General features: G+C 59.4%; 21 protein-coding genes and 1 tRNA gene. 4 read left to right on the forward strand and 18 right to left on the reverse strand.

What is annotated here, in order from left to right; all coding sequences use genetic code 11:
- The 4 genes from CYD26_RS23570 to rluD all read right to left on the reverse strand — a co-directional run bounded on the left by CYD26_RS23570 (position 1) and on the right by rluD (position 4,762).
- Positions 1-76: transfer RNA gene (locus tag CYD26_RS23570), tRNA-Asn, on the reverse strand.
- Between the two features lie 296 nt (positions 77-372).
- Entirely contained in the window at positions 373-2,937 is a 2,565-nt protein-coding gene (gene clpB, locus CYD26_RS23575; RefSeq protein WP_065758829.1) for an ATP-dependent chaperone ClpB, read from the reverse strand.
- 125 nt (positions 2,938-3,062) lie between these two features.
- Entirely contained in the window at positions 3,063-3,803 is a 741-nt protein-coding gene (gene pgeF / locus CYD26_RS23580; RefSeq protein ID WP_102053808.1) for a peptidoglycan editing factor PgeF, read from the reverse strand.
- Positions 3,800-4,762 carry a 23S rRNA pseudouridine(1911/1915/1917) synthase RluD gene (gene rluD / locus CYD26_RS23585; protein ID WP_099776783.1) on the reverse strand — a complete coding sequence of 321 codons (963 nt, stop codon included), beginning with the start codon at positions 4,760-4,762 and terminating at the stop codon, positions 3,800-3,802. The genes pgeF and rluD overlap by 4 nt, the downstream gene beginning before the upstream one ends.
- Before the next feature lie 150 nt (positions 4,763-4,912).
- Here rluD and CYD26_RS23590 point away from each other — a divergent pair, with 150 nt between their 5' ends.
- Entirely contained in the window at positions 4,913-5,929 is a 1,017-nt protein-coding gene (locus CYD26_RS23590) for an outer membrane protein assembly factor BamD (protein WP_065758831.1), read from the forward strand.
- A gap of 91 nt (positions 5,930-6,020) precedes the next feature.
- Positions 6,021-6,251: a PP0621 family protein gene (locus tag CYD26_RS23595; protein ID WP_065758832.1), complete on the forward strand. Its 231-nt coding sequence runs from the start codon at positions 6,021-6,023 to the stop codon at positions 6,249-6,251.
- A gap of 54 nt (positions 6,252-6,305) precedes the next feature.
- Here CYD26_RS23595 and thiO read toward each other — a convergent pair whose 3' ends face one another.
- The 5 genes from thiO to pilV form a co-directional block, all read right to left on the reverse strand.
- Positions 6,306-7,400, reverse strand: a complete 1,095-nt coding sequence (thiO, locus tag CYD26_RS23600; RefSeq protein WP_102053809.1) for a glycine oxidase ThiO — start codon at positions 7,398-7,400, stop codon at positions 6,306-6,308.
- 63 nt (positions 7,401-7,463) lie between these two features.
- Positions 7,464-7,877, reverse strand: coding sequence for a type IV pilin protein (locus tag CYD26_RS23605; RefSeq protein ID WP_065761577.1), 414 nt, complete (start codon positions 7,875-7,877; stop codon positions 7,464-7,466).
- A gap of 12 nt (positions 7,878-7,889) precedes the next feature.
- Positions 7,890-8,381 carry a hypothetical protein gene (locus tag CYD26_RS23610; protein WP_371917263.1) on the reverse strand — a complete coding sequence of 164 codons (492 nt, stop codon included), beginning with the start codon at positions 8,379-8,381 and terminating at the stop codon, positions 7,890-7,892.
- Between the two features lie 20 nt (positions 8,382-8,401).
- A complete protein-coding gene (locus CYD26_RS23615) occupies positions 8,402-9,058 on the reverse strand; it encodes a PilW family protein (RefSeq protein ID WP_102053815.1) in 657 nt (218 codons plus the stop codon).
- A complete protein-coding gene (gene pilV / locus CYD26_RS25145; protein ID WP_102053816.1) occupies positions 9,055-9,600 on the reverse strand; it encodes a type IV pilus modification protein PilV in 546 nt (181 codons plus the stop codon). The genes CYD26_RS23615 and pilV overlap by 4 nt, the downstream gene beginning before the upstream one ends.
- Between pilV and CYD26_RS23625 the strand changes: the two genes are divergently transcribed.
- Positions 9,532-10,056, forward strand: a complete 525-nt coding sequence (locus CYD26_RS23625) for a GspH/FimT family protein (RefSeq protein ID WP_102053817.1) — start codon at positions 9,532-9,534, stop codon at positions 10,054-10,056. The genes pilV and CYD26_RS23625 overlap by 69 nt on opposite strands.
- On the opposite strand, the gene ispH is transcribed toward CYD26_RS23625, so the two are convergent.
- From ispH to murJ, 6 genes are all read right to left on the reverse strand, one after another.
- Positions 10,033-10,980, reverse strand: coding sequence for a 4-hydroxy-3-methylbut-2-enyl diphosphate reductase (gene ispH, locus CYD26_RS23630; protein WP_102053811.1), 948 nt, complete (start codon positions 10,978-10,980; stop codon positions 10,033-10,035). The two genes, CYD26_RS23625 and ispH, sit on opposite strands and share 24 nt — an antisense overlap.
- Positions 10,981-10,994: 14 nt before the next feature.
- Positions 10,995-11,432: an FKBP-type peptidyl-prolyl cis-trans isomerase gene (gene fkpB, locus CYD26_RS23635; protein ID WP_065761571.1), complete on the reverse strand. Its 438-nt coding sequence runs from the start codon at positions 11,430-11,432 to the stop codon at positions 10,995-10,997.
- The gene (gene lspA / locus CYD26_RS23640) at positions 11,425-11,940 is read right to left on the reverse strand and encodes a signal peptidase II (RefSeq protein ID WP_099775787.1); all 516 of its coding nucleotides are present in this window, start codon (positions 11,938-11,940) and stop codon (positions 11,425-11,427) included. Before lspA ends, fkpB begins: the two co-directional genes overlap by 8 nt.
- Positions 11,933-14,764 (reverse strand): isoleucine--tRNA ligase, encoded by a 2,832-nt coding sequence (ileS, locus tag CYD26_RS23645; RefSeq protein ID WP_099775788.1) that lies wholly within the window; start codon positions 14,762-14,764, stop codon positions 11,933-11,935. The genes lspA and ileS overlap by 8 nt, the downstream gene beginning before the upstream one ends.
- Positions 14,761-15,711, reverse strand: coding sequence for a bifunctional riboflavin kinase/FAD synthetase (ribF, locus tag CYD26_RS23650; protein WP_102053812.1), 951 nt, complete (start codon positions 15,709-15,711; stop codon positions 14,761-14,763). The genes ileS and ribF overlap by 4 nt, the downstream gene beginning before the upstream one ends.
- Before the next feature lie 118 nt (positions 15,712-15,829).
- The gene (gene murJ / locus CYD26_RS23655; RefSeq protein ID WP_065761567.1) at positions 15,830-17,368 is read right to left on the reverse strand and encodes a murein biosynthesis integral membrane protein MurJ; all 1,539 of its coding nucleotides are present in this window, start codon (positions 17,366-17,368) and stop codon (positions 15,830-15,832) included.
- 251 nt (positions 17,369-17,619) lie between these two features.
- Here murJ and rpsT point away from each other — a divergent pair, with 251 nt between their 5' ends.
- Complete coding sequence (gene rpsT / locus CYD26_RS23660) at positions 17,620-17,892, forward strand: 30S ribosomal protein S20 (protein ID WP_065761566.1); 273 nt, start codon at positions 17,620-17,622, stop codon at positions 17,890-17,892.
- Between the two features lie 133 nt (positions 17,893-18,025).
- Here the strand turns inward: rpsT and CYD26_RS23665 are convergent, their stop codons facing one another.
- The 3 genes from CYD26_RS23665 to CYD26_RS23675 are packed head-to-tail and all read right to left on the reverse strand — an operon-like array spanning position 18,026 to position 21,588.
- Positions 18,026-20,326 (reverse strand): PqiB family protein, encoded by a 2,301-nt coding sequence (locus CYD26_RS23665; RefSeq protein WP_102053813.1) that lies wholly within the window; start codon positions 20,324-20,326, stop codon positions 18,026-18,028.
- Positions 20,319-20,942: a paraquat-inducible protein A gene (locus CYD26_RS23670; RefSeq protein WP_065761953.1), complete on the reverse strand. Its 624-nt coding sequence runs from the start codon at positions 20,940-20,942 to the stop codon at positions 20,319-20,321. The genes CYD26_RS23665 and CYD26_RS23670 overlap by 8 nt, the downstream gene beginning before the upstream one ends.
- Complete coding sequence (locus tag CYD26_RS23675) at positions 20,929-21,588, reverse strand: paraquat-inducible protein A (protein WP_102053814.1); 660 nt, start codon at positions 21,586-21,588, stop codon at positions 20,929-20,931. The genes CYD26_RS23670 and CYD26_RS23675 overlap by 14 nt, the downstream gene beginning before the upstream one ends.
- Positions 21,589-21,794 lie beyond the last annotated feature (206 nt).

The following is a 21,794-nucleotide window of genomic DNA, read 5'->3' on the forward strand; positions in this document are numbered from 1 at the left end:
TGGCTCCGCGACCTGGACTCGAACCAGGGACCCAATGATTAACAGTCATTTGCTCTACCGACTGAGCTATCGCGGAACTACATTTCAGCTACTGCAATTTCGAAAACTGTATCTCTACCGCTTCGAACTCTTTGACGCTTCCGTATCGCTACGTTCATGTCTCTGAGGCGCGCTATTTTACAATTTCCAAAACCTCTGTCAACCCCCAAATTACTGATTTGCAACTTTTTTTCAGTTTTCTCAGATTCTTCAAACCAACCAAGAATCTGCGGGGTGACTTACAGCGGGGCGCACTTTACAAGCACTGGAGAAAAATTGCAAAGAAAAAAAAAGGCCTCGAAAATCGAGGCCTTAGCGTAACCCTCAGAAAACTCAGGCGAAGGTAATTTCCTCGCCCTCCACTTTCGCGGTAATCGCGCTGCCAGGCAGGAAGTGCCCCGACAGAATCAGTTGCGCCAGCGGGTTTTCGATCCAGCGCTGAATGGCGCGTTTCAGTGGCCGTGCGCCATACACCGGGTCGTAACCAACGGCAATCAGCTTGTCCAGCGCTTCCGGGCTGAGCTCCAGGCTCAGCTCGCGTTCGGCCAGGCGGCTGCGCAGACGTCCAAGCTGGATCTGCGTGATGCCGGCGATCTGCTCGCGCCCCAATGGCTCAAACACCACCACTTCGTCGATACGGTTGACGAACTCTGGCCGGAAGTGTGAACCGACCGCATCCATCACCGCCGCACGTTGGGCCTCACGATCACCCACCAGCTCCTGGATCTGTGCCGAGCCCAGGTTGGAGGTCATCACGATCACGGTATTGCGAAAGTCCACGGTACGCCCATGGCTGTCAGTCAGGCGACCATCTTCCAGCACCTGCAGCAACACGTTGAACACGTCCGGATGCGCCTTCTCGACCTCGTCGAGCAACACGACCGAGTAAGGCTTGCGACGTACCGCTTCGGTGAGGTAACCGCCCTCTTCATAACCGACATAGCCCGGTGGCGCACCAATCAGACGAGCGACGGAGTGCTTCTCCATGAACTCGGACATATCAATGCGCACCATTGCCTCTTCAGTATCGAAGAGGAACTCGGCCAATGCCTTGCACAGCTCGGTCTTACCGACACCGGTTGGGCCCAGGAACAGGAACGAACCACTTGGCCGGTTCGGGTCGGACAGGCCGGCACGGGAACGACGTACGGCGTTGGACACGGCCACCACGGCCTCTTCCTGGCCGATCACGCGTTCGTGCAGCAGGCTTTCCATCTTCAGCAGTTTCTCACGCTCGCCTTCGAGCATTTTCGAAACCGGGATGCCGGTCCATTTCGAGACGACTTCGGCAATTTCCTCCTCGGTGACCTTGTTGCGCAGCAACTGGTTCTCAGCCTTGCCGTGCTGGTCGACCATCTGCAGGCTGCGCTCCAGATCCGGGATCACGCCGTACTGCAACTCAGCCATGCGGCTCAGGTCACCTTTACGTCGCGCAGCTTCCAGTTCCTGACGGGACTGCTCGATCTTCTGCTGGATCTGGGCTGAACCTTGTACCTCGGCCTTTTCCGAGGTCCAGACTTCTTCCAGGTCGGAATACTCACGCTCAAGGCGCTCGATTTCCTCTTGCAGTTTCTCCAGGCGCTTGAGGGCGGCTTCGTCCTTTTCCTTGCTCAACGCCTGGGACTCGACCTTCAGCTGGATCAAGCGACGCTCAAGGCGGTCAAGCACCTCGGGCTTGGAGTCGATCTCCATACGGATGCGGCTGGCGGCTTCATCGATCAGGTCGATGGCCTTGTCCGGCAACTGCCGGTCAGTGATATAGCGGTGGCTGAGCTTGGCCGCAGCGATGATGGCGCCGTCAGTGATCGCCACCTTGTGGTGAACCTCATAACGCTCTTTGAGGCCCCGCAGAATGGCAATGGTGTCTTCTTCGCTCGGCTCATCCACCAGTACTTTCTGGAAACGCCGCTCCAGGGCTGCGTCCTTCTCAATGTACTGACGGTACTCGTTGAGGGTGGTTGCACCTACGCAGTGCAGTTCACCACGCGCCAGCGCAGGCTTGAGCATGTTGCCAGCGTCCATGGAACCCTCACCCTTGCCGGCGCCAACCATGGTGTGCAGTTCGTCGATGAACAGGATGATCTGGCCTTCCTGCTTGGACAGCTCGTTGAGCAGCGACTTGAGGCGCTCTTCGAACTCGCCGCGGAACTTGGCACCCGCAATCAAGGCGCCCATGTCCAACGACAGCAGGCGCTTGCCCTTGAGGCCATCTGGCACTTCGCCATTGATGATGCGCTGCGCCAGGCCTTCGGCAATGGCCGTTTTACCCACACCAGGCTCACCAATGAGCACCGGGTTGTTCTTGGTACGCCGCTGGAGTACCTGAATGGTGCGACGGATCTCGTCATCCCGACCGATCACCGGGTCAAGCTTGCCCTCTTCGGCACGCTTGGTCAGGTCAATGGTGTACTTGTCCAAGGCCTGGCGGGACTCTTCGGCATTCGGGTCATTCACGGCTTCGCCGCCACGCAGGTTGCTGATGGCGTTTTCCAGAGCCTTCTTGGTGACGCCCTGGCCGAGCAGGAGCTTGCCCAGCTTGCTGTTCTCGTCCATGGCCGCGAGCAACACCAGCTCACTGGAGATGAACTGGTCACCCTTCTGCTGAGCCAGGCGGTCGGCCTGGTTGAGCAGACGCGCCAAGTCCTGGGACATGTTCACGTCGCCCGTAGGGTTCTGGATCTTCGGCAGTTGGTCGAGCTCTTTGGCAATGGCCTTGCGCAGGCTGTTGACGTCAAAGCCGACCTGCATCAGCAAAGGCTTGATAGAGCCACCCTGCTGGTCGATCAGCGCCTGAAGCAGGTGCGCAGGCTCAATGGCCGGGTGGTCCATGCCCACCGCCAGAGATTGGGAGTCGGATAACGCCAGCTGTAGCTTGCTGGTCAAACGGTCAATACGCATAAGTTACCTTCCTAGTTAGGGCAGGTCGGAGCGATGGACACACCTGATGAAGAAAAACCTGCCAGAGATACCACTGTAGTTTGGGATCATTCTGGAAGATTCAAGCGTAGCGGGCTTGATGCAGATCAGCGTGGCGTGAGCCAGACCAATGAAGCGAAGCGGCCAGTACCGGGATTACGCCGGTAGGAGAAGAAGCGAGGGTCGCTGACGGTACAAAAACCGCCACCGTATACCGCGGTGACACCCCGAGCGGCCAGGCGCAGCCGCGCCAGCGCATAGATGTCGGCCATGTATTTGCCAGGCTTGTCGCCAGGCACAAAGGCCTGAGCCGTTTCTGGATGCGTGGCCATGAACGCCTCACGCACCTCAGCCCCGACCTCGAAGGCAGCTGGGCCAATGGCCGGCCCCAGCCAGACCAGCACGTCGTGCGGATCAACCTGCAGGCTGTCCAGCGTGGCTTCGAGCACGCCGTTGGCCAAACCGCGCCAGCCCGCATGGGCGGCCGCGACCCGGGTACCGGCACGGTCGCAGAACAATGCCGGCAAACAGTCGGCCGTCATCACGGTGCAGGCCACGCCCGGGGTTTCGGTCCAGCTGGCATCGGCTTCAGCGATGACATGCGGGTCGGCGTGCGCCACTACAACGCCATGTACCTGCTTGAGCCAGGCCGGCTGGATAGCGTACTCAGCGGTAAGGCGCCGACGGTTCTCGGCGACCGCTGCGGGCTCATCACCCACATGATCGCCCAGATTGAGGCTGTCGTAAGGCGCCTGGCTGACGCCCCCGGCACGTGTGGTGACGCACGCCTTGACCGAGGCTGGCGCAGGCCAGTCCGGGGTCAGCAGGTCGCACGCCAGCCGACTCATCCGACGAACGCCTCACGGTCTTGCTTGAGCAGCGACAGCAGCCAGACGAAATCATCCGGCAACGGCGACTCCCAACTCATGCGCTCACCGGTCACCGGGTGGTCCAGCTCCAGGAAGCGTGCATGCAGGGCCTGACGAGGGAAGTTCTTGATCGCCTCGACCATCGTCGGGCTGGCCGCCGGCGGAATACGGAAACGTCCGCCATAGACCGGATCACCGACCAGCGGGAAGTTAACGTGCGCCATGTGAACCCGAATCTGGTGGGTACGGCCGGTTTCCAGCTTGACCCGCACATGGGTATGCGAGCGGAAACGCTCGAGCACGCGGTAGTGGCTGATAGCAGGCTTGCCACCTTCCATCACGCCCATACGCTGACGCTGGGTGCCATGGCGGCCAATCGGTGCGTTGATCTTGCCACCGGCAGTCACCACGCCCACCACGATGCATTCGTAGATACGGCTGACGGTACGGCTTTGCAGCTGGCTAACCAGTTGGGTCTGCGCCTGAATGGTCTTGGCCACCACCATCAAACCGGTGGTGTCCTTGTCCAGACGGTGGACGATACCGGCACGCGGTACGTTGACGATGTCAGGTACGTGGTGCAGCAAGGCATTGAGCAGGGTGCCATCGGCATGCCCTGCAGCCGGGTGCACAACCAGCCCGGCAGGCTTGTTGATGACCATAAGCTGGTCGTCTTCATAGACGATGTCCAGCTCGATATCCTGGGCCACCCACTCACCTTGGGCTTCCTGCTCGGCGTCCAGCGCCAGCAACGAACCGCCATGAACGATATCGCGCGGGCGCAGGACATTGCCATCGACAGTCAGGCGGCCCTCTTTGATCCAGGCGGACAGGCGCGAGCGCGAATGCTCGGCAAACAATTGGGCGGCGACTTGGTCGAGGCGTTGACCGCCCAATTCGGACGGCACCTCTGCGCGAAGTGAAATAATCTCAGACATGCTCGGATCGGCGGCGGTACAGCCTTTGGTTTCGGCTGCAGGCTTGTGGTTAAATACGGCTTCTTTTTGCCCCGGGTATTGCAACGGGGTGTTCATCATAACAGGACGGCCTCGCCCAAGACAGCAGCCGTCAAAGGGACGCAAGCCGCCATGCAAGTGAAACACCTGCTGCTGATCGCCATCCTAGGACTCACTGCTGCTTGTTCTTCGAAGGAAGTCGTAGACGAAAACCTCAGCGAAGCCGAGCTTTATCAGCAGGCGCAGAGCGACCTGGACAACCATAGCTACACCAGCGCCACCGCCAAGCTCAAGGCGTTGGAGTCGCGCTACCCGTTCGGCCGCTACGCCGACCAGGCGCAGCTCGAACTGATCTACGCGAACTACAAGAACGCCGAGCCAGAGGCAGCCAAGTCCGCTGCCGAGCGGTTCATTCGTTTGCATCCACAGCACCCGAACGTCGATTACGCCTACTACCTCAAGGGCCTGACCTCGTTCGACCAGGACCGCGGCCTGCTGGCGCGGTTCCTGCCGCTGGACATGACCAAGCGTGACCCGGGCGCTGCCCGCGACTCGTACAACGAGTTCGCCCAGCTGACCAACCGCTTCCCGAACAGCCGTTATTCGCCAGACGCCAAGCAGCGCATGATCTACCTGCGCAACCTGCTGGCGGCCTATGAAATCCACGTGGCCGACTACTACCTGACCCGTCAGGCCTACGTCGCAGCGGCCAACCGCGGCCGTTACGTCGTGGAAAACTTCCAGGAAACCCCATCGGTCGGCGATGGCCTGGCCGTCATGGTTGAGGCCTACCAGCGCTTGCACCTGGACGAACTGGCAGCCAGCAGCCTGGACACCCTCAAGCTCAACTACCCCGATCACCCAAGCCTGGTTGATGGCCAGTTCGTGCCACAGCAGGAAGAAGCCGATAACCGCTCCTGGCTGTCCAAGGCAACCCTGGGCCTGATCGAAACCGATACGCCGCTGCCGCCGGGTGAAACCCGCGCCAACCAGGACGTGATCCGCCAGTACGAAGACGCCAAGGAAGCCATCCCGGAAGAATTGCTGCCCAAAGAAGGCGCGGCTGCCGAGGAAGAGAACCACGAGGCAGAAGACAGCAGCACCGATCGCTCGTGGTTCAGCCGCATGACCTTCGGTGTTTTCGACTGATCGTCACGGAAAAGATAAAGGGAGGCCAAGGCCTCCCTTTTTTTATGCCCGCCGTTAAACTGGTGGCTTAATCACTGACACGCTGGACATCATGGTTCGCTTACTTTTCTGGATTGCCCTGATTGCTGCAGCTTTTTGGCTATGGCGCAAATTCAAGGCCGGCAACGCCGCTCCTCGCGATGCCTCACCTGAGAACACCCTGAAAATGGTTCGCTGTGCGCACTGTGGCGTCCACGTGCCGAACGATCGCGCCTTGCGCCGGGGCAACGAGTGGTACTGCAGCTCCGCGCACCTGGAAAAAGGGCCGGTAGCGGATCGCTAAGCACCGCTGACGCTGGCTTTTCCAGCGTCGCGGGCTACTCGAACAGCTGTTGTTTTATATGCGACCCGCCGGAGCATACGGGCTCGGATCAATGATTGGGGCTCGCCCCAACAACAGGTCGGCAAACAATTGGCAGGACGCTGGCGCCAGTACGAGGCCATTGCGGTAGTGCCCGCAGTTCAGCCACAGCCCTTGCCAGCCGGGCACCTCACCAATGTAGGGAACACCCTCAGGGGAGCCCGGGCGCAAACCTGCCCAGTGGGCCACTGGCGTTGCATCCGCCAACGCAGGTAGCAGCTCCACCGCCGACGCCTTGAGGCTTTCCAGCGCATCTTCGGTCGGGGTTTTATCGAAACCGGCATGTTCCAGGGTACTGCCCACCAGCACATGCCCATCACGACGCGGAATCGCATAACGCCCTTTGGCCAGCACCATGCTTGGCAGGAAGTCGGCGGCACACTTGTAGAGGATCATCTGGCCCTTGACCGGCTCTACCGGCAGGTTCAACCCCAGGGAAGCCAACAACTCGCCACTCCAGGCCCCGGCGGTGAGCACCACGCAATCAGCCGCAATGGGCCCGGTCGAGGTTTCCACCCCTGTGACTGTCTCGCCGTCACGGGAGAACCCGGTAATCTCGCAATGCTCCTTCAAGACCACATTAGGCATCGCCTGCAACGCCGCCTTGAGTGACTTGACCAGCCGTGGGTTACGCACATTGGCAACGCCCGACATGTAGATAGCCCGGCTGAAACCGCTGCCCAATACCGGCACTGCCGCATACGCCTGGGCGATATCCACGGCACTCAAGGGGCGCCCTTCACGCGCGGCCCAAGCCAACGCTTCGCTTTCATCGTCCAGGTCTAGCCAGTAAAGGCCCGTGGTGTGCACTTCAGGGTCAACCCCGGTGCTGGCGAACAGACGCTCGCCCAACTGTGGATAAAAGTCCTGCGACCAGTGCGCGAGGGCCGTCACGGCCGGGCTGTAACGCCAGGGATAGAGCGGCGATACGATGCCGCCTCCCGCCCAGGAGGACTCCTTGCCCACCTCGCCCTTGTCACAGAGCACCACCTGTTCGACCTCTGCAGCCAGGTTGAACGCAGTCAGCAGGCCAATCACCCCGCCACCGACAATCACTACGTGCTTAGTCATCTGTTGATCCAATACCCGAAATGAACCGTGACGCCGCCTCGGCGCCATGAACCTGCAAAATCCTCAGTTGCCCCAGCAGTGCTCAAGGCTGTGATCCGGTGCCGCGCCTGGGTTACGGCGAATGCCGTCATGGCCAAGCGCGAAGTCCGCACAGCGGTCATTCGCCATCAACGTACCTGGCCGACGCCTGGCAGAAAGCACGAAGTCTTCGGCAGTACGGCTGGCATGCAGGCTGTAGTAGTCGGTGCCAGTGGGCAGAGGGGTTACCACCGCGTCGGTATCGGCATACTGACCCGCACGTGAGCGGTGCCGCTCAAGGCTCAATGCGCTCTCGAACAACAACCCGGCGATTTCCGTGCGTGCGGCCTTTTTGACCTTTTCGCTGTAGCTGGGGTAGGCAATGCTCGCCAGAATGCCGACGACGGCGATGACAATCAACAGTTCGATCAGGGTCAGCCCCTTGCATGAGCTATTCATCGGATACCCTCTCTAAAGAATTTGTCGCCAGAGAATGCGTTGCGCCGATGCCCCATCCGCCGCCAGCGGCAAGGCCAAGGTGCTTTCCAGTACCGTGCGGGCGGAACCTTGGCGGGCGACGGCCGTGATGCGATAGAGCGTGACCGGCTTTTCGTCAGGCATGTGGGCTGCACGGGTACTGACCCCGAGCCGTTGAATCATGAACAGCCCTGAGTCCGAAGCAGACCAAACCATCCCGGAGCGCCTGCCCACGCCGTGATAGATACCCGGCACCTGCACCCGCCCCGCTTCCGGTGGTGGCTGGCAGTAACGACACGGCACCAGCTCAAGCCCGGCCCGCACCTGCGCCTCGCCGTGACGCAAGGTAGCCTCAGCCCGCTCAAGCAGCTGGAGAGACATCAGCAGATTCCCCGACATGCGCTCCTGCAACAGTGCGCTGTGCAGCGATGAAAGCCCCAGCAACCCCAGCAACATCGTTAGTAGCAGGCTTAGCAACAGCACCATTCCTCGTTGCCTGCACATCGCTAAAACAACCTGTTGCGCGGAGCAGCGGTCAGTTGGTAGGTCTGCGCGGCGCCCAGCCCATGCGGATCACTCAAGGTCAGGCTCAAGTGCAGCTCGCGGGGCGCAGCGGGATCAAACATCAACCGTAACGCGCTCACATTGTTGATCAGCACCGCACTGCTACCGCCACTGCTCAGCAACAGTTGCCGCCCCTCCAGGCGGTAGGTCTGTCGCCGTATGGGCAGTGCTATCTGCCCTGCCCCGGCGCTGCGAGCCCCTGGGTAGACGTGTGCGCTCATCAGGCAATCGGTGACCAGCGTCCAGTCGGGTGGGCCACCCGCCTCACCAGACTTGCCAGCAATCAGGCTCAGGGCGCGCAGGCTGCCGTCATTGGCGCGGTCAACGCTCAGTGGTTGCCGAAAACTATCGGCCACCGTGGCGTCGGCAAAGGTGATTGCCTCATGCCGTAAACACCCGGTCATGCCGGCCATGCGGATATCCCGCGCCATACGCAGCAGTGCAAAACGGGCATCGTCCTGCAGATGCGCCGCCAGCGCCTGCGACTGCCAAACCTGAATCGCGCCCAAGAACAAGCGGCTGCAGGCCAGCATCAGCAGCAAACCCAGGCTCAATGCGATCAGCGACTCGACCAGGCTGAAACCCTTCTGGTCGTTCATGGCAAAACCCATCCGGCGATTTGCAGCACACGGGGAGCACCGCCAGCGCGGCGATCATCCCAGGTCAGCGTCACGAGCGTCTCAGCGCCAGCCTGCGCCACTTGCCCATGAGCCGATGCGCCGGCAAACGCTTCAACCTCATGGCGCAACGCTGCGCGTGCGAGGTCACTCACCTCACCGCGAGCGCGAACCTGCTCAAGCACCCCTTGCGCAACAAAAGCGCCCTGAGTGCTCATCCGCGCGCTGTCGGTGGCCTGCAATGCCCGCAACTGCAGCATGGCTGCACCGAACAAACCCAGCCCCACGACCACCAACGCCACCATTACCTCAATCAGGGTCATACCGCCCTGCGACCTCCTGGCCATATATCGCCTCCTGCGATTTTTCCACCTGCTCCAGACAACTCGGCCGACTGGACAAACTTCCCGCCGAATCTGACCCTGAAGCGAAGCACGTCCAGGGAGGAATGCCGCATGCAGCAACAGGGAGTAACACTGATTCAACTGCTGTACGCGCTGATGCTGATAACCCTGCTGCTGCATTTGGGGATACCGGCCTACAGCGATATGAGCGCCCGCCTACAGCGCCAGGCGAGCGCGCAGCAACTGACACAGGCACTGAACCATGCCCGCAGCGAAGCGCTGCAGCGCAACCAGATCGTGGTGCTGCAGGCTATTGAGGGTGATTGGCGCAACGGCTGGCGCACCGTACTGGAACAAGAAACCCGGACGCTGTTGCACGAGTATCGCGCCAGCGGCCGGGTCTTGATTGTTGGCAACCAACCACTGGCACACCAGGTGCGTTTCAGTGGCCTGGGCACGCCGCTACAGGGCAGTGGAGCCTTTCTGGCGGGCACCTTGCACGTCTGTGAAGATGCCACTGCCAGAAGCCATTATCAGGTCGTACTGTCCCGCTCGGGTCGGGTCAGCCTGAGGCAGGCTTTGCATGAGCAGCCGCTGTGTGCGGCTGCCGGGTCAGGTCAGCGAACGCACCCGTAGCTCTTTGGGCATCGAGAAGGTGATGTTCTCTTCACGCCCATCCAGCTCTTCAGCCCCCGTCGCCCCCCACGCCTGCAGTTGCTGAATCACACCACGCACCAGCACTTCAGGAGCAGAAGCACCCGCCGTGATACCGACTCGCTCAACACCGTCGAACCAGCTACGTTGCAGGTCTTCGGCGCCATCGATCAGGTAGGCCGGGGTCGACATGCGCTCAGCCAACTCACGCAGACGATTGGAGTTGGAGCTGTTAGGGCTACCGACTACCAAAACGACGTCACACTCGTCGGCAAGCTGCTTGACGGCATCCTGGCGGTTCTGGGTGGCGTAGCAGATGTCATCCTTGCGCGGGCCACCGATGCTTGGGAAACGCGTACGCAGAGCATCGATAACGCGGCTGGTGTCATCCATCGACAAGGTGGTCTGAGTGACGAATGCCAGGCGCTCCGGGTTAATAACCTGGAGGTTCGCGACATCTTCCTCATCCTCGACCAGGTAGATGGCACCGCCATCGGCCGAGTCATACTGGCCCATGGTGCCTTCGACTTCCGGATGCCCGGCGTGGCCAATCAAGATGCACTCCCTGCCGTCGCGGCTATAACGCGCCACTTCGATATGCACCTTGGTCACCAATGGACAGGTGGCATCGAAAACCTTCAGGCCGCGCCCCGCTGCTTCCTGGCGTACCGCCTGGGAAACACCGTGGGCACTGAAGATGACGATGACGTCATCGGGCACTTGCTCCAGCTCTTCGACGAAAATCGCGCCGCGTGCGCGCAGGTCTTCAACGACAAACTTGTTGTGCACCACTTCATGGCGCACATAGATCGGCGGACCGAAGACTTCCAGGGCACGGTTGACGATTTCAATCGCCCGATCCACGCCGGCACAGAAACCACGAGGGTTGGCGAGTTTGATTTGCATGGAGTGCTCCTGGCTCAAAGCGCCTTGACCCCGAGGATTTCCACCTCGAAGCTCAAGGTCTTGCCGGCCAGCGGATGGTTGAAGTCGATGGTGACCTGAGCATCGTCAAAGGCTTTTACAACGCCAGGCAACTCGGCATTGGCCGCGTCGTTGAAGATCACCAGCAGGCCTTCGGACAATTCCATGTCGTTGAACGAGGAGCGCGGCATGACCTGAACGTTCTGCGGGTTGGGTTGGCCAAACGCGCTTTCCGGCGCAACGGTCACGGTGCGCTTGTCACCGGCTTTGAAACCGAACAAGGCGGCCTCAAAACCTGGCAACAGGTTGCCGTCGCCGACCTTGAAGACCGCTGGCGCCTTGTCGAACGTACTGTCGACGGTGTCGCCGTTTTCCAGATGCAGCGCGAAGTGCAGGGTAACTTCGGTGTTCTGGCCGATACGGATGTCAGTCATGGACGGGTTCTCCGGACTTTTTACTTTTGAACATGTCCAGCGCCAACATTACCGCGCCAACGGTAATCGCGCTGTCGGCCAGGTTGAAGGCCGGGAAATACCAACGGTTCTGCCAGTGCACCAGAATGAAATCGATCACATGGCCCAGAACGATACGGTCGTACAGGTTGCCCAGCGCGCCACCCAGCACCAGCGCCAGGGCAACGGCCAGCCAGGTGTCGTTGCGCCCAAGACGCTTTAGCCAGACGACCAGTACCGCACTGACGACCAGGGCAATCAGGGCAAACAGCCAGCGCTGCCAGCCCGAGCTGTCTGCCAGGAAGCTGAATGCGGCGCCGGTGTTGTAGGCCAGGGTCCAGCTGAAGTAGTCCGGAATGACCACAATTTGCTGGTACAGGCTCAGTAAGCCCTCAAAGTAGAACTTGCTGGCCTGGTCAAGGACCAGGACCAGCACGCTCAACCAGAGCCAGCTGAGGCGCCCGAAGCGCCCCACGGCAGGGTTAGGCATAGTGACGCACCTCGCCAGTGCCGCTGATGTTGTCGACACAACGGCCGCAGATTTCCGGATGCTCAGGGTTCACACCCACGTCCTCACGGAAGTGCCAGCAACGGCCACACTTGGTGTAACCCGACTTGACCACCTTGAGTTTCAGGCCTGCCACTTCGGTTACCACGGCATCGGCCGGTGCCTGCACGAATGGTGCAACGCTGGCAGCCGAGGTGATCAGTACAAAACGCAGCTCGTTGCTGAGCTTGCCCAGATCAGCGGACAAGGCTTCATCGGCAAACAGGGTTACTTCAGCTTGCAGGTTGCCACCAATGGCCTTGGCTGCACGCTGGTTCTCCAGCTCCTTGTTGACCGCCGCTTTGACCGCCATGATCCGGTCCCAATAGGCACGGCCCAGCTCGAAGCCTTCCGGCAGCTCGCTCAGGCCCTGGTACCAGGTGTTGAGCATTACCGACTCGTTACGCTCGCCTGGCAGGTACTGCCACAGCTCGTCAGCGGTGAAGGCCAGGATCGGCGCGATCCAGCGCACCAGCGCCTCACTGATGTGGTACAGCGCGGTCTGGCAGGAGCGCCGTGCGACACTGTTGGCGCCGGTGGTGTACTGACGGTCCTTGATGATGTCCAGATAGAAACCACCCAGCTCCTGCACGCAGAAGTTGTGAACCTTGGAGTAGACGTTCCAGAAACGGTACTCGCCGTAGTGCTCTTCAAGCTCGCGTTGCAGTATCAGGGTGCGGTCCACGGCCCAACGGTCCAGCGCCAGCATGTCTTCAGCAGGCAGCAGATCGGTCGCCGGGTCGAAACCGGACAGGTTCGACAGCAGGAAGCGCGCGGTGTTACGGATACGACGGTAGGCGTCAGCACTGCGCTGCAGGATCTGATCGGAAACCGCCATCTCGCCGGAGTAGTCCGTGGCCGATACCCACAGACGCATGATGTCGGCACCCAGGGTGTCATTGACCTTCTGCGGCTCGATGGTGTTACCCAGCGACTTGGACATCTTGCGACCGTTTTCGTCGACGGTGAAACCGTGCGTCAGCAGCTCGCGGTATGGTGCGTGGTTGTCGATGGCGCAACCGGTCAGCAACGAGGAGTGGAACCAGCCACGGTGCTGGTCGGAACCTTCCAGGTACAGGTCTGCACGCGGGCCGCTTTCGTGACCGACGTTATGCGAGCCACGCAGTACGTGCCAGTGAGTGGTGCCTGAGTCGAACCAGACGTCGAGCGTATCGGCGATCTTGTCGTACTGGGCGGCCTCTTCACCAATCAGTTCGGCGGCATCCATCTTGAACCAGGCTTCAATACCTTCCTGCTCGACGCGCTTGGCCACTTCTTCCATCAGCTCAACGGTGCGCGGGTGCAGCTCACCGGTCTGTTTATGCAGGAAGAACGGAATCGGGACGCCCCAGTTACGCTGACGCGAGATGCACCAGTCCGGGCGGTTGGCGATCATCGAATGCAGGCGCGCCTGGCCCCAGGCCGGCACGAACTTGGTGTCTTCAATGGCCTTGATCGCGCGCTGACGCAGGGTGTCGCCCTGATCTGGCTGCTTGTCCATGCCCACGAACCACTGCGCGGTGGCGCGGTAGATCAGCGGGGTCTTGTGACGCCAGCAGTGCATGTAGCTGTGGCTGATGGTTTCGGTATGCATCAGCGCACCGACTTCAGACAGCTTTTCAACGATCGCCGGGTTGGCCTTCCAGATGAACTGGCCGCCAAAGAACGGCAGCGACTCGACATACACACCGTTGCTCTGCACCGGCGTGAGGATGTCGTCGTTGGACATGCCGTAGCGCTTGCAGGTGACGAAGTCGTCCTCGCCGTAGGCAGGCGCGGAGTGAACCACACCCGTACCGGCGCCCAGCTCAACGTACTCGGCCAGATAAACCGGCGACAAACGGTCGTAGAACGGGTGACGGAAGTTGATCAGGTCCAGCGCAGCGCCTGGCGCGGTAGCGATGACGCTGCCTTCCAGCTTGTAGCGGCTCAGGCAGGACTCAACCAGTTCCTCGGCCAGTACCAGCAGCTTGTCACCGACATCAACCAGCGCGTAGTTGAACTCAGGGTGAACGTTCAGCGCCTGGTTGGCCGGAATGGTCCACGGCGTGGTGGTCCAGATCACGATCGAGGCAGGCTTGGCCAGTGCACCGAGACCGAAGGCCGCAGCCAGCTTGGCCTCATCGACGATCGGGAATGCCACGTCGATGGTTTGCGATTTCTTGTCGGCGTACTCGACTTCCGCCTCGGCCAGTGCCGAACCACAGTCGAAACACCAGTTCACGGGCTTCAAGCCCTTGAACACGAAGCCGTGTTTGACCATTTCCGCCAGCGCGCGGATTTCACCGGCTTCGTTGGCGAAGTTCATGGTCTTGTAGGGATTGTCCCAGTCACCCAGGACACCCAGGCGGATGAACTCGGTCTTCTGGCCTTCGATCTGCTCGGCAGCATAGGCGCGGCACAGCTCGCGGGTTTTGTCTGCGGTCAGGTGCTTGCCATGGGTCACTTCGACCTTGTGCTCAATCGGCAGGCCGTGGCAGTCCCAACCCGGTACATACGGCGCGTCATAGCCGGCCAGGGTCTTGGAGCGGACGATCATGTCCTTGAGAATCTTGTTCAGCGCATGACCGATATGAATCTTGCCGTTGGCATAGGGTGGACCGTCGTGCAGTACGAACTTCGGACGATCCTTGCCAATCTCACGCAGCTTCTGGTACAGGCCAATGCTGTCCCAGCGCTGCAGGATCTGCGGTTCGCGCTGTGGCAGGCCGGCCTTCATTGGGAAGGCGGTGTCCGGAAGGTTAAGCGTGGCTTTATAGTCGGTCATTTCAGGCTCTTCGTTAGCGGTTGAGCGTGCCAATGGGCACGTGCGGCGGCGATATCCGCATCGATCGCCGACTTAAGCGCCTCCAGGGAGGCGAAACGCTGCTCGTCGCGCAGCTTGTGGTGGAATACCACCGTCAAACGCCGGCCATACAGGTCGCCGGCAAAATCCAGAAGGTGTATTTCCAGGTGGGCACTGCCATCACCTGAAACAGTGGGCCGTACGCCAATATTGGCGACGCCCGGCCAACGCTGGCCATCAATTTCGGCGCTGGCCAGATAAACGCCCGTCAACGGCACACGACGCCGCTTGAGCTGGACATTCGCGGTAGGGGTGCCCAACTGACGCGCCAGCTTCTGGCCGTGCAGCACCCGCCCGGTAATACGGTAAGGCCGTCCCAGCAACCGCTCGGCCAAGGCAAAGTCGGCGTCGGCCAAGGCATTGCGTACCTCGGTACTGCTAACCCGGAAACCATCGAGCTCAACCGTTTGGGCTGCTTCGACGGTAAATCCGTAAGTGGCCCCGGCTTGCTCCAGGAACGAGAAATCGCCTACCCGGTCACAGCCAAAGCGAAAATCGTCACCGACCTCCAGATGCTGCACACCCAGGCCATCGACCAGAATGGTCTCGACGAACTCGGCGGCGCTGAGCTTGCTCAAGCGCTGGTTGAAGGCCAGGCAAAGCACCCGGTCGATACCTTCAGCCGCCAACAGGGCAACCTTGTCACGCAGCCGCGCTAGACGGGCTGGCGCTGTGTCCGGCGCAAAGTATTCGCGCGGCTGTGGCTCGAATATCACCACACAGCTAGGAACACCCAGCGCCGCCGCCCGCTCGCGCAGACGTGCCAGGATTGCCTGGTGGCCACGGTGGACACCGTCAAAGTTGCCAATAGTGGCGACACAGCCCCGGTGCTGGGGGCGCAGGTTGTGAAGGCCTCGAACCAGCTGCATAACGCACTTCTTGATCATAAAGTGGCCGATTATAACCACACCCGCGCGCTGACGACAGGCAGCAGCGTGCTGCGTTTATCGTCAACGCCAAAAACCGACGTCTGACCGACGTCGCCCATTAATGCAATGCCTTGCGCGCAAAGTCCCGCGGGCGGAAACCAAACAGGAACAAACAACCAAAATAGGTGGCAATGCCAGCGCCAATCAACACCCCGAGGCGCAGGAAGCGGGCAAGCATCTGCCCTTGCTCCCAGGCAGGCATCAGCTTCATCCCCACGACCAGCACACCGGCCATCAACAGGACCGCCACCAGCAATTTGAGCAGGAACACGGTCCAGCCAGGCTGTGGCTGGAAGAGGTCTTGCTGGCGCAGTTTCCAATAGAGCAGGCCGGCATTGAGACAGGCGCCGACACTGATCGCCAACGCCAGCCCCGCGTGCTGCAGATGCGAAATAAACGCCAGGTTGAGCAACTGGGTCGTCACCAAGGTGAAAATTGCGATTTTCACCGGTGTCCGAATGTTCTGCTGGGCATAAAAACCAGGCGCCAGCACTTTGACCAGAATGATCCCGAGCAGGCCAACCGAGTAGGCGATCAACGCGCGCTGGGTCATTGCAGCATCGAAGGCACTGAATTTGCCGTACTGGAACAACGACACGGTCAAGGGCTCAGCCAGAATCGCCAGGGCGAAGGTACACGGCAGCACCAGCAGGAAGCAAAGCCGCAGGCCCCAGTCGAGAATCCGCGAATATTCGTGACGGTCCTTGTTGGCGTAGGTCTTGGCCAGGGTCGGCAAGAGGATCGTGCCCAAGGCAACACCCAGCACCCCAGAGGGCAGTTCCATCAGGCGGTCGGCGTAGTACATCCAGGACACGGAGCCCGCCACCAGAAAAGAGGCAAAGATCGTATTGATGATCAGCGAAATCTGGCTGACCGATACCCCGAGGATCGCCGGCAGCATCTGTTTCAACACACGCCACACGCCGCTGTCCCGCAGATTCAGGCGCGGCAGAACGAGCATGCCGATCTTTTTCAGGTGTGGCAGTTGATAAAGCAACTGCAACAGCCCGCCTGCCAGCACCGCCCAGCCCAAGGCCATGACCGGTGGATTGAAGTAAGGCGTGAGGAACAACGCAAAAAAGATCATTGCCACGTTAAGCAGCGTCGGCACGAAGGCCGGCACCGAGAAACGGTTCCAGGTGTTAAGGATCGCGCCCGCCAGAGACGACAGCGAGATCAGCAATATATAAGGGAACGTGACACGCAACAGGTCGGTGGTGAGCTCGAACTTTTCAGGGCTGTCGACAAAACCCGGCGCCGTTATCCAGATCACCCAAGGCGCAGCGATGATCCCCAGCGCCGTGACCACGGCCAGCACCAACGTCAAAAGCCCTGCGATATACGCGACAAACGTACGTGTCGCCTCTTCGCCCTGCTGGCTTTTGTATTCGGCCAGAATAGGTACAAAAGCCTGAGAGAACGCGCCTTCGGCGAAGATCCGCCGCAGCAGGTTGGGCAGTTTGAAGGCAATGAAGAAGGCATCGGTGGCCACGCCGGCACCAAAGATGCGCGCCAGTATGGTGTCGCGGACGAAGCCCAGCACCCGTGAAACCATGGTGATGGAACTGACGGCGGCCAAGGATTTGAGCAAATTCATCGAGAGATTTTCACGCCTGTAGACGAAGGGTTGGGCATCTGAGCGCGCGGATATGCGATAATACGCGCCGCATCCGCGATGCCGAGTGAAAACGACCGAGTTTACAGGTCATGTGCCAGAAGGGAATCATCTCCGTGGTTACATCGACCGCTTAGCAGAAGGGCATATGTACCCTTGACAACTGCTTAACTCATCGGCATGATTCGCGGCCTATTTTGTTTGCTATTTAAAGTCTTTCGAGGAGCTCGACGGTGGCCAACTCACCTTCCGCCAAAAAACGTGCAAAACAGGCTGAGAAGCGTCGCAGCCACAACGCCAGCCTGCGTTCCATGGTCCGTACCTACATCAAAAACGTAGTTAAGGCCATCGACACAAAAGACGCTGATAAAGCACAAGCCGCTTACGTTCTGGCTGTCCCTGTAATCGACCGCATGGCCGACAAGGGCATCATCCACAAGAACAAGGCAGCTCGTCATAAGAGCCGTCTGAATGGCCACATCAAGGCGCTGAAAACTGCTGCCTAAGTGACCTGCTTGTAAAAAAACCGACCTTAGGGTCGGTTTTTTGTTGCCTGCGTTTTTTCGCTGCCCTGCCCGACCTCACTCTGAACGCATGGGAGCCGGAACCCAGCCCCCACCGCTCCAGCACTTACACGGCCTATTTACCGATCTGAATCTTTGGCGCCCACTGCAGCCACTCATCCTCAGCCTTATCGAACAAGGCGAAGGTCTGCTTAGGCAGCGCCGGATTACCCATCTTTTCCCCGTCCGGGGTCGCAAACGCAATCCCACCCTCAATCAGCGTTTCCAGCGACTCAGTACGCACGGTTGCGCCCTTGAACAGCCCGAAGTCCATGCCAAAGCCGCTGCTGTTCCAGAACCGGCTACCACCGCGCACCAGTGAGGCGTAACGCGGCTCGATCAGGATATGGATCAGCACGCGATCTGCTGTTTGACCCAGTTCGTACCCTGTGACCTTGCCTACCGTGATTTCACGGTAGGTCACAGGAACGCCTGGCTTAATCGAACCTCGGCGCGCAGCACTCAATACCAACGCGAGCCCTGCTTCACGCTCGGTGCGGTCAGGCGCCTCGGCCAGCGCGACAAAGTTGCGTTGCGGCCCCTGATTCTTCACCGCGGGCAAAACCTCAAGATACTGACCAGTAACCAGTGTTTCCAGATTGGCAGTCTTGACGATACCCAGTGCCGGCTTCACCACCCAGAACTGCGTTCCGACCCGCGCAATACGATCAGGCACTTCGGTAATACGCGCCTTGAGCATGACCGACTCCAGATCATCACTCAGCCTGACATCTTCCACCTTGCCAATGTCCAGGCCCTTGAAGCGAATAGGCGTACCCGCCTTGAGCCCGTCGGCGCGCTCCACCTTGATCATCACGGTGACACCACTACGGTTCGCCGCCTCTTGATCAAGGTGCAGTTTGAACCGTGGAACACGACGTTTTAGCGGTACATCCGGTGTCGGGGTATCAAAAGCGATACCGCCAGCCATCAGACTCTGCAAGGACTCACTCTTGATCTGGATACCAGAGAGACCTCCACTCAGGGTAATACCACTGGCATTCCAGAAGCGTGTCGAGCCATTAACCAGATTGGCGTACTCTTTTTCGATATGGACACCAATCAGCAGACGCTTATGGGTTTTTGAAAACTGATAGCTCTGCACGGTACCGACCTTGACCTGACGGTAGAGGATTGGGCTACCGACCTCCAGCGAACCCAGGCTGTCACTAAACAGTACCAGGTGCAAACCAGGCGCTTTCAGATCCAACGGTGGTGCCTTGGCGCGCGCCTCAAACTCCCGCTGTGGCAAAGCGCCTTTATCGCCCGGGCGAATTGCAATGTAGTTCCCCTTGACCAAAGCCTCCAGCCCGGTGATACCGGCCAGCGAGATCGACGGCTTGACCACCCAAAACTGGGTTCCCGCAACCAGGTAGTCTTCAGCCAACGGGTCCAGGGTCAGCTCGGCCGTAGCACTGGAAAGATCAGGGTCTACCTTGAGCGTTTTGAGCGAACCGACCTGGATACCCTTGTACATCACCGGCGTTCTGCCGGCCTGCAACCCTTCAAAGTCACTCAGCGTGACCTTGACCTTGATGCCTGCCTGCGCAGCATCAAAGTCCTCGTACAAACGGAATGGCAGGTTGGTATCAGTAGGCGGGCTGTCTTTGCGGTGCTCAGGCGTGGCAAAGGCGATACCACCCGCCACGATACTGGCCAACGACTCACTGCGAACCTTCACGCCGGAAAGATTGGCATCAATACTGATGCCGCTGGCATTCCAGAAACGCGTGTGCTTGCGAACAAGGTTTGCATAGGCCGGCGCAATAAATACCTTGAGCTCAACGATGCCCTGGTCTTCGGCAAGACGGTAGCTCTTCACTCGCCCCACCTGAATCTGCTTGTAGAACACTGGACTGTCCCGATTGAGCGAACCCAGTCGATCGGCCTTGAGCGTCAGGTGCAAACCCGGCTCGTTGTCAGAGAGCGGTGGTGCCTCGGCCAGCGCTTTGAAGCGCCGGGTTTGCTCACCGTCACCAGGGCTCACAGCGATGTAATTACCTGAGACCAAGGTTTCCAGCCCGGTAATACCCGCCAGGCTTACACTCGGCTTCACCAGCCAGAAACGCGTATTGGTGCGTAGCTGAGACTCAGCAGCCTTGTTCATCTCAATCGTGGCAATCACCTCGGTGTTACTGCCCTTGGCATCAAGCACCAGGTTCTTCACCTTGCCGACTGGCATGCCCTTGTAAACCACTTCAGTCTTGTTGACGACGATGCCCTCGCCACTCTGGAAGCGAACCTCGATGTCGACTCCCGACTCACGGTAAGCCTGCCAACCAAGCCAACCACCAATGACCAAAGCGATCAGAGGCAATATCCAGATAGCAGACCAGTTCGAGGCAGGGCGGGTTTTAGCCGTAGGCAAATCACTCATTGTCGTCATCCGACTCCGTGTTGTCCCAGATCAGTCGGGGATCGAAAGTTACTGCAGCGAGCATTGTCAGAATCACCACGCTAGCGAAAGCGACAGCACCCAGATTGGCTTCAACACTGGCGATGCGGCCGAAATTCACCACCGCCACCAGAATGGCAATGACGAAGATATCCAGCATCGACCAGCGTCCGATGAATTCGATGAAACGGTACATCACTATTCGCTGACGAGCAGAAAGCGGCTGATGGCGCTGCACCGAGTACAACAACAGCGCAATCCCGACCAGCTTGAAGGTCGGCACCAGAATACTGGCGACAAATACCACTGCGGCAATCGGAAACATTCCGTGCTTCATTAGCGTGATGACGCCAGACATGATGGTATCGGGACTGCCCTGCCCCAATGTACTGACTGTCATGATCGGCAAGATGTTGGCAGGGATGTAAAGAATGGCAGCGGTGATGAGCAGCGCCCAGGTTCGCATCAGGCTGTTCGGGCGCCGCGCATGCACCAGTGCACCGCAACGCGTGCAGACCTGTTCATCGGTATCAGGCTCCTGCCGATTCAACTCATGGCATTCAGCACAAATCAGGATGCCTGCATCAATTGCCCGCATGAACGTCCTCCCCGGACAAAGCCACCCAAATCTGGTGAGGTGACATCACCACCTCCAGCCATACCTGAACCAGCAATAAACTCACAAAACAGACAAGACCAAGCCCCAGACTCAACTCGGCAAGATCGACCAGCTTGACGATGGCGACCAGTACGCCCATGAAGTAAACCTCAAGCATGCCCCAGTCGCGCATATGGTGGTACATACGGTACAGCAGCAGCCCATAGCTGCGCCCAACATCCAACCTGATGCTGAGCAGTACAGCGAGCTGACATAACAGCTTGAGCAAAGGGATTGCCATGCTGCACAGAAACACCACGATAGCGATTTCACGCATGCCGCTGTCATACAGCCCAAGGACACCACTCCAGACTGTGTCGTCAGAAGTTTGCCCCAACAGGTGGAGCTGCATGATCGGAAGGAAATTCGCGGGCACATAGAGGAGAAGCGCAGCAAGCACCAAGGCCATACTGCGCTCAACTACATTATGTCGATGCGCATAGAGCTCATAACCGCAGCGAGGACACTGCGCCTTCTCATTGTGCTTGAGCACCGGCTTGTGCATCAGCAGGTCGCACTCATGACAAGCTACCAGTTGGTCCAGCGGCAGGTCTGCGAGTGGATCGGAATTGGCAGGATCAGGCATGAATGAATTCTGAGTAAAAACGTCGACCTCTATTCTAGTGTTCCAACTCAAATTGTGGGAACACAACGAAAGATCGACCGGGAAAGGGCCACCGTCAAAACCGGCGTTACCGACAAGCTTTGGAGGCGAAAAGACAAAACCCCTACCTGCATGTGCAGATAGGGGTTTCGGAATTTAATCTTGACGATGACCTACTCTCACATGGG

The organism is Pseudomonas sp. FFUP_PS_473 (assembly GCF_002858665.1).
Lineage (GTDB): Bacteria > Pseudomonadota > Gammaproteobacteria > Pseudomonadales > Pseudomonadaceae > Aquipseudomonas > Aquipseudomonas defluvii.

Bases quoted from the DNA above. Each gene is read 5' to 3' on its own strand.
- lspA (WP_099775787.1), bottom strand. From the start codon at position 11,940: ATGCCTAACCCTGCCGTGGGGCGCTTCGGGCGCCTCAGCTGGCTCTGG.
- CYD26_RS23615 (WP_102053815.1), bottom strand. From the start codon at position 9,058: ATGAACGACCAGAAGGGTTTCAGCCTGGTCGAGTCGCTGATCGCATTG.
- CYD26_RS23675 (WP_102053814.1), bottom strand. From the start codon at position 21,588: ATGCCTGATCCTGCCAATTCCGATCCACTCGCAGACCTGCCGCTGGAC.
- CYD26_RS23605 (WP_065761577.1), bottom strand. From the start codon at position 7,877: ATGAATAGCTCATGCAAGGGGCTGACCCTGATCGAACTGTTGATTGTC.
- ileS (WP_099775788.1), bottom strand. From the start codon at position 14,764: ATGACCGACTATAAAGCCACGCTTAACCTTCCGGACACCGCCTTCCCA.
- rluD (WP_099776783.1), bottom strand. From the start codon at position 4,762: ATGTCTGAGATTATTTCACTTCGCGCAGAGGTGCCGTCCGAATTGGGC.
- CYD26_RS23595 (WP_065758832.1), top strand. From the start codon at position 6,021: ATGGTTCGCTTACTTTTCTGGATTGCCCTGATTGCTGCAGCTTTTTGG.
- ribF (WP_102053812.1), bottom strand. From the start codon at position 15,711: ATGCAGCTGGTTCGAGGCCTTCACAACCTGCGCCCCCAGCACCGGGGC.
- murJ (WP_065761567.1), bottom strand. From the start codon at position 17,368: ATGAATTTGCTCAAATCCTTGGCCGCCGTCAGTTCCATCACCATGGTT.
- thiO (WP_102053809.1), bottom strand. From the start codon at position 7,400: ATGACTAAGCACGTAGTGATTGTCGGTGGCGGGGTGATTGGCCTGCTG.
- clpB (WP_065758829.1), bottom strand. From the start codon at position 2,937: ATGCGTATTGACCGTTTGACCAGCAAGCTACAGCTGGCGTTATCCGAC.
- fkpB (WP_065761571.1), bottom strand. From the start codon at position 11,432: ATGACTGACATCCGTATCGGCCAGAACACCGAAGTTACCCTGCACTTC.
- CYD26_RS23610 (WP_371917263.1), bottom strand. From the start codon at position 8,381: ATGGTGCTGTTGCTAAGCCTGCTACTAACGATGTTGCTGGGGTTGCTG.
- pgeF (WP_102053808.1), bottom strand. From the start codon at position 3,803: ATGAGTCGGCTGGCGTGCGACCTGCTGACCCCGGACTGGCCTGCGCCA.
- ispH (WP_102053811.1), bottom strand. From the start codon at position 10,980: ATGCAAATCAAACTCGCCAACCCTCGTGGTTTCTGTGCCGGCGTGGAT.
- CYD26_RS23665 (WP_102053813.1), bottom strand. From the start codon at position 20,326: ATGAGTGATTTGCCTACGGCTAAAACCCGCCCTGCCTCGAACTGGTCT.
- pilV (WP_102053816.1), bottom strand. From the start codon at position 9,600: ATGCAGCAGCAGGGTTATCAGCATCAGCGCGTACAGCAGTTGAATCAG.
- CYD26_RS23590 (WP_065758831.1), top strand. From the start codon at position 4,913: ATGCAAGTGAAACACCTGCTGCTGATCGCCATCCTAGGACTCACTGCT.
- CYD26_RS23625 (WP_102053817.1), top strand. From the start codon at position 9,532: ATGCAGCAACAGGGAGTAACACTGATTCAACTGCTGTACGCGCTGATG.
- CYD26_RS23670 (WP_065761953.1), bottom strand. From the start codon at position 20,942: ATGCGGGCAATTGATGCAGGCATCCTGATTTGTGCTGAATGCCATGAG.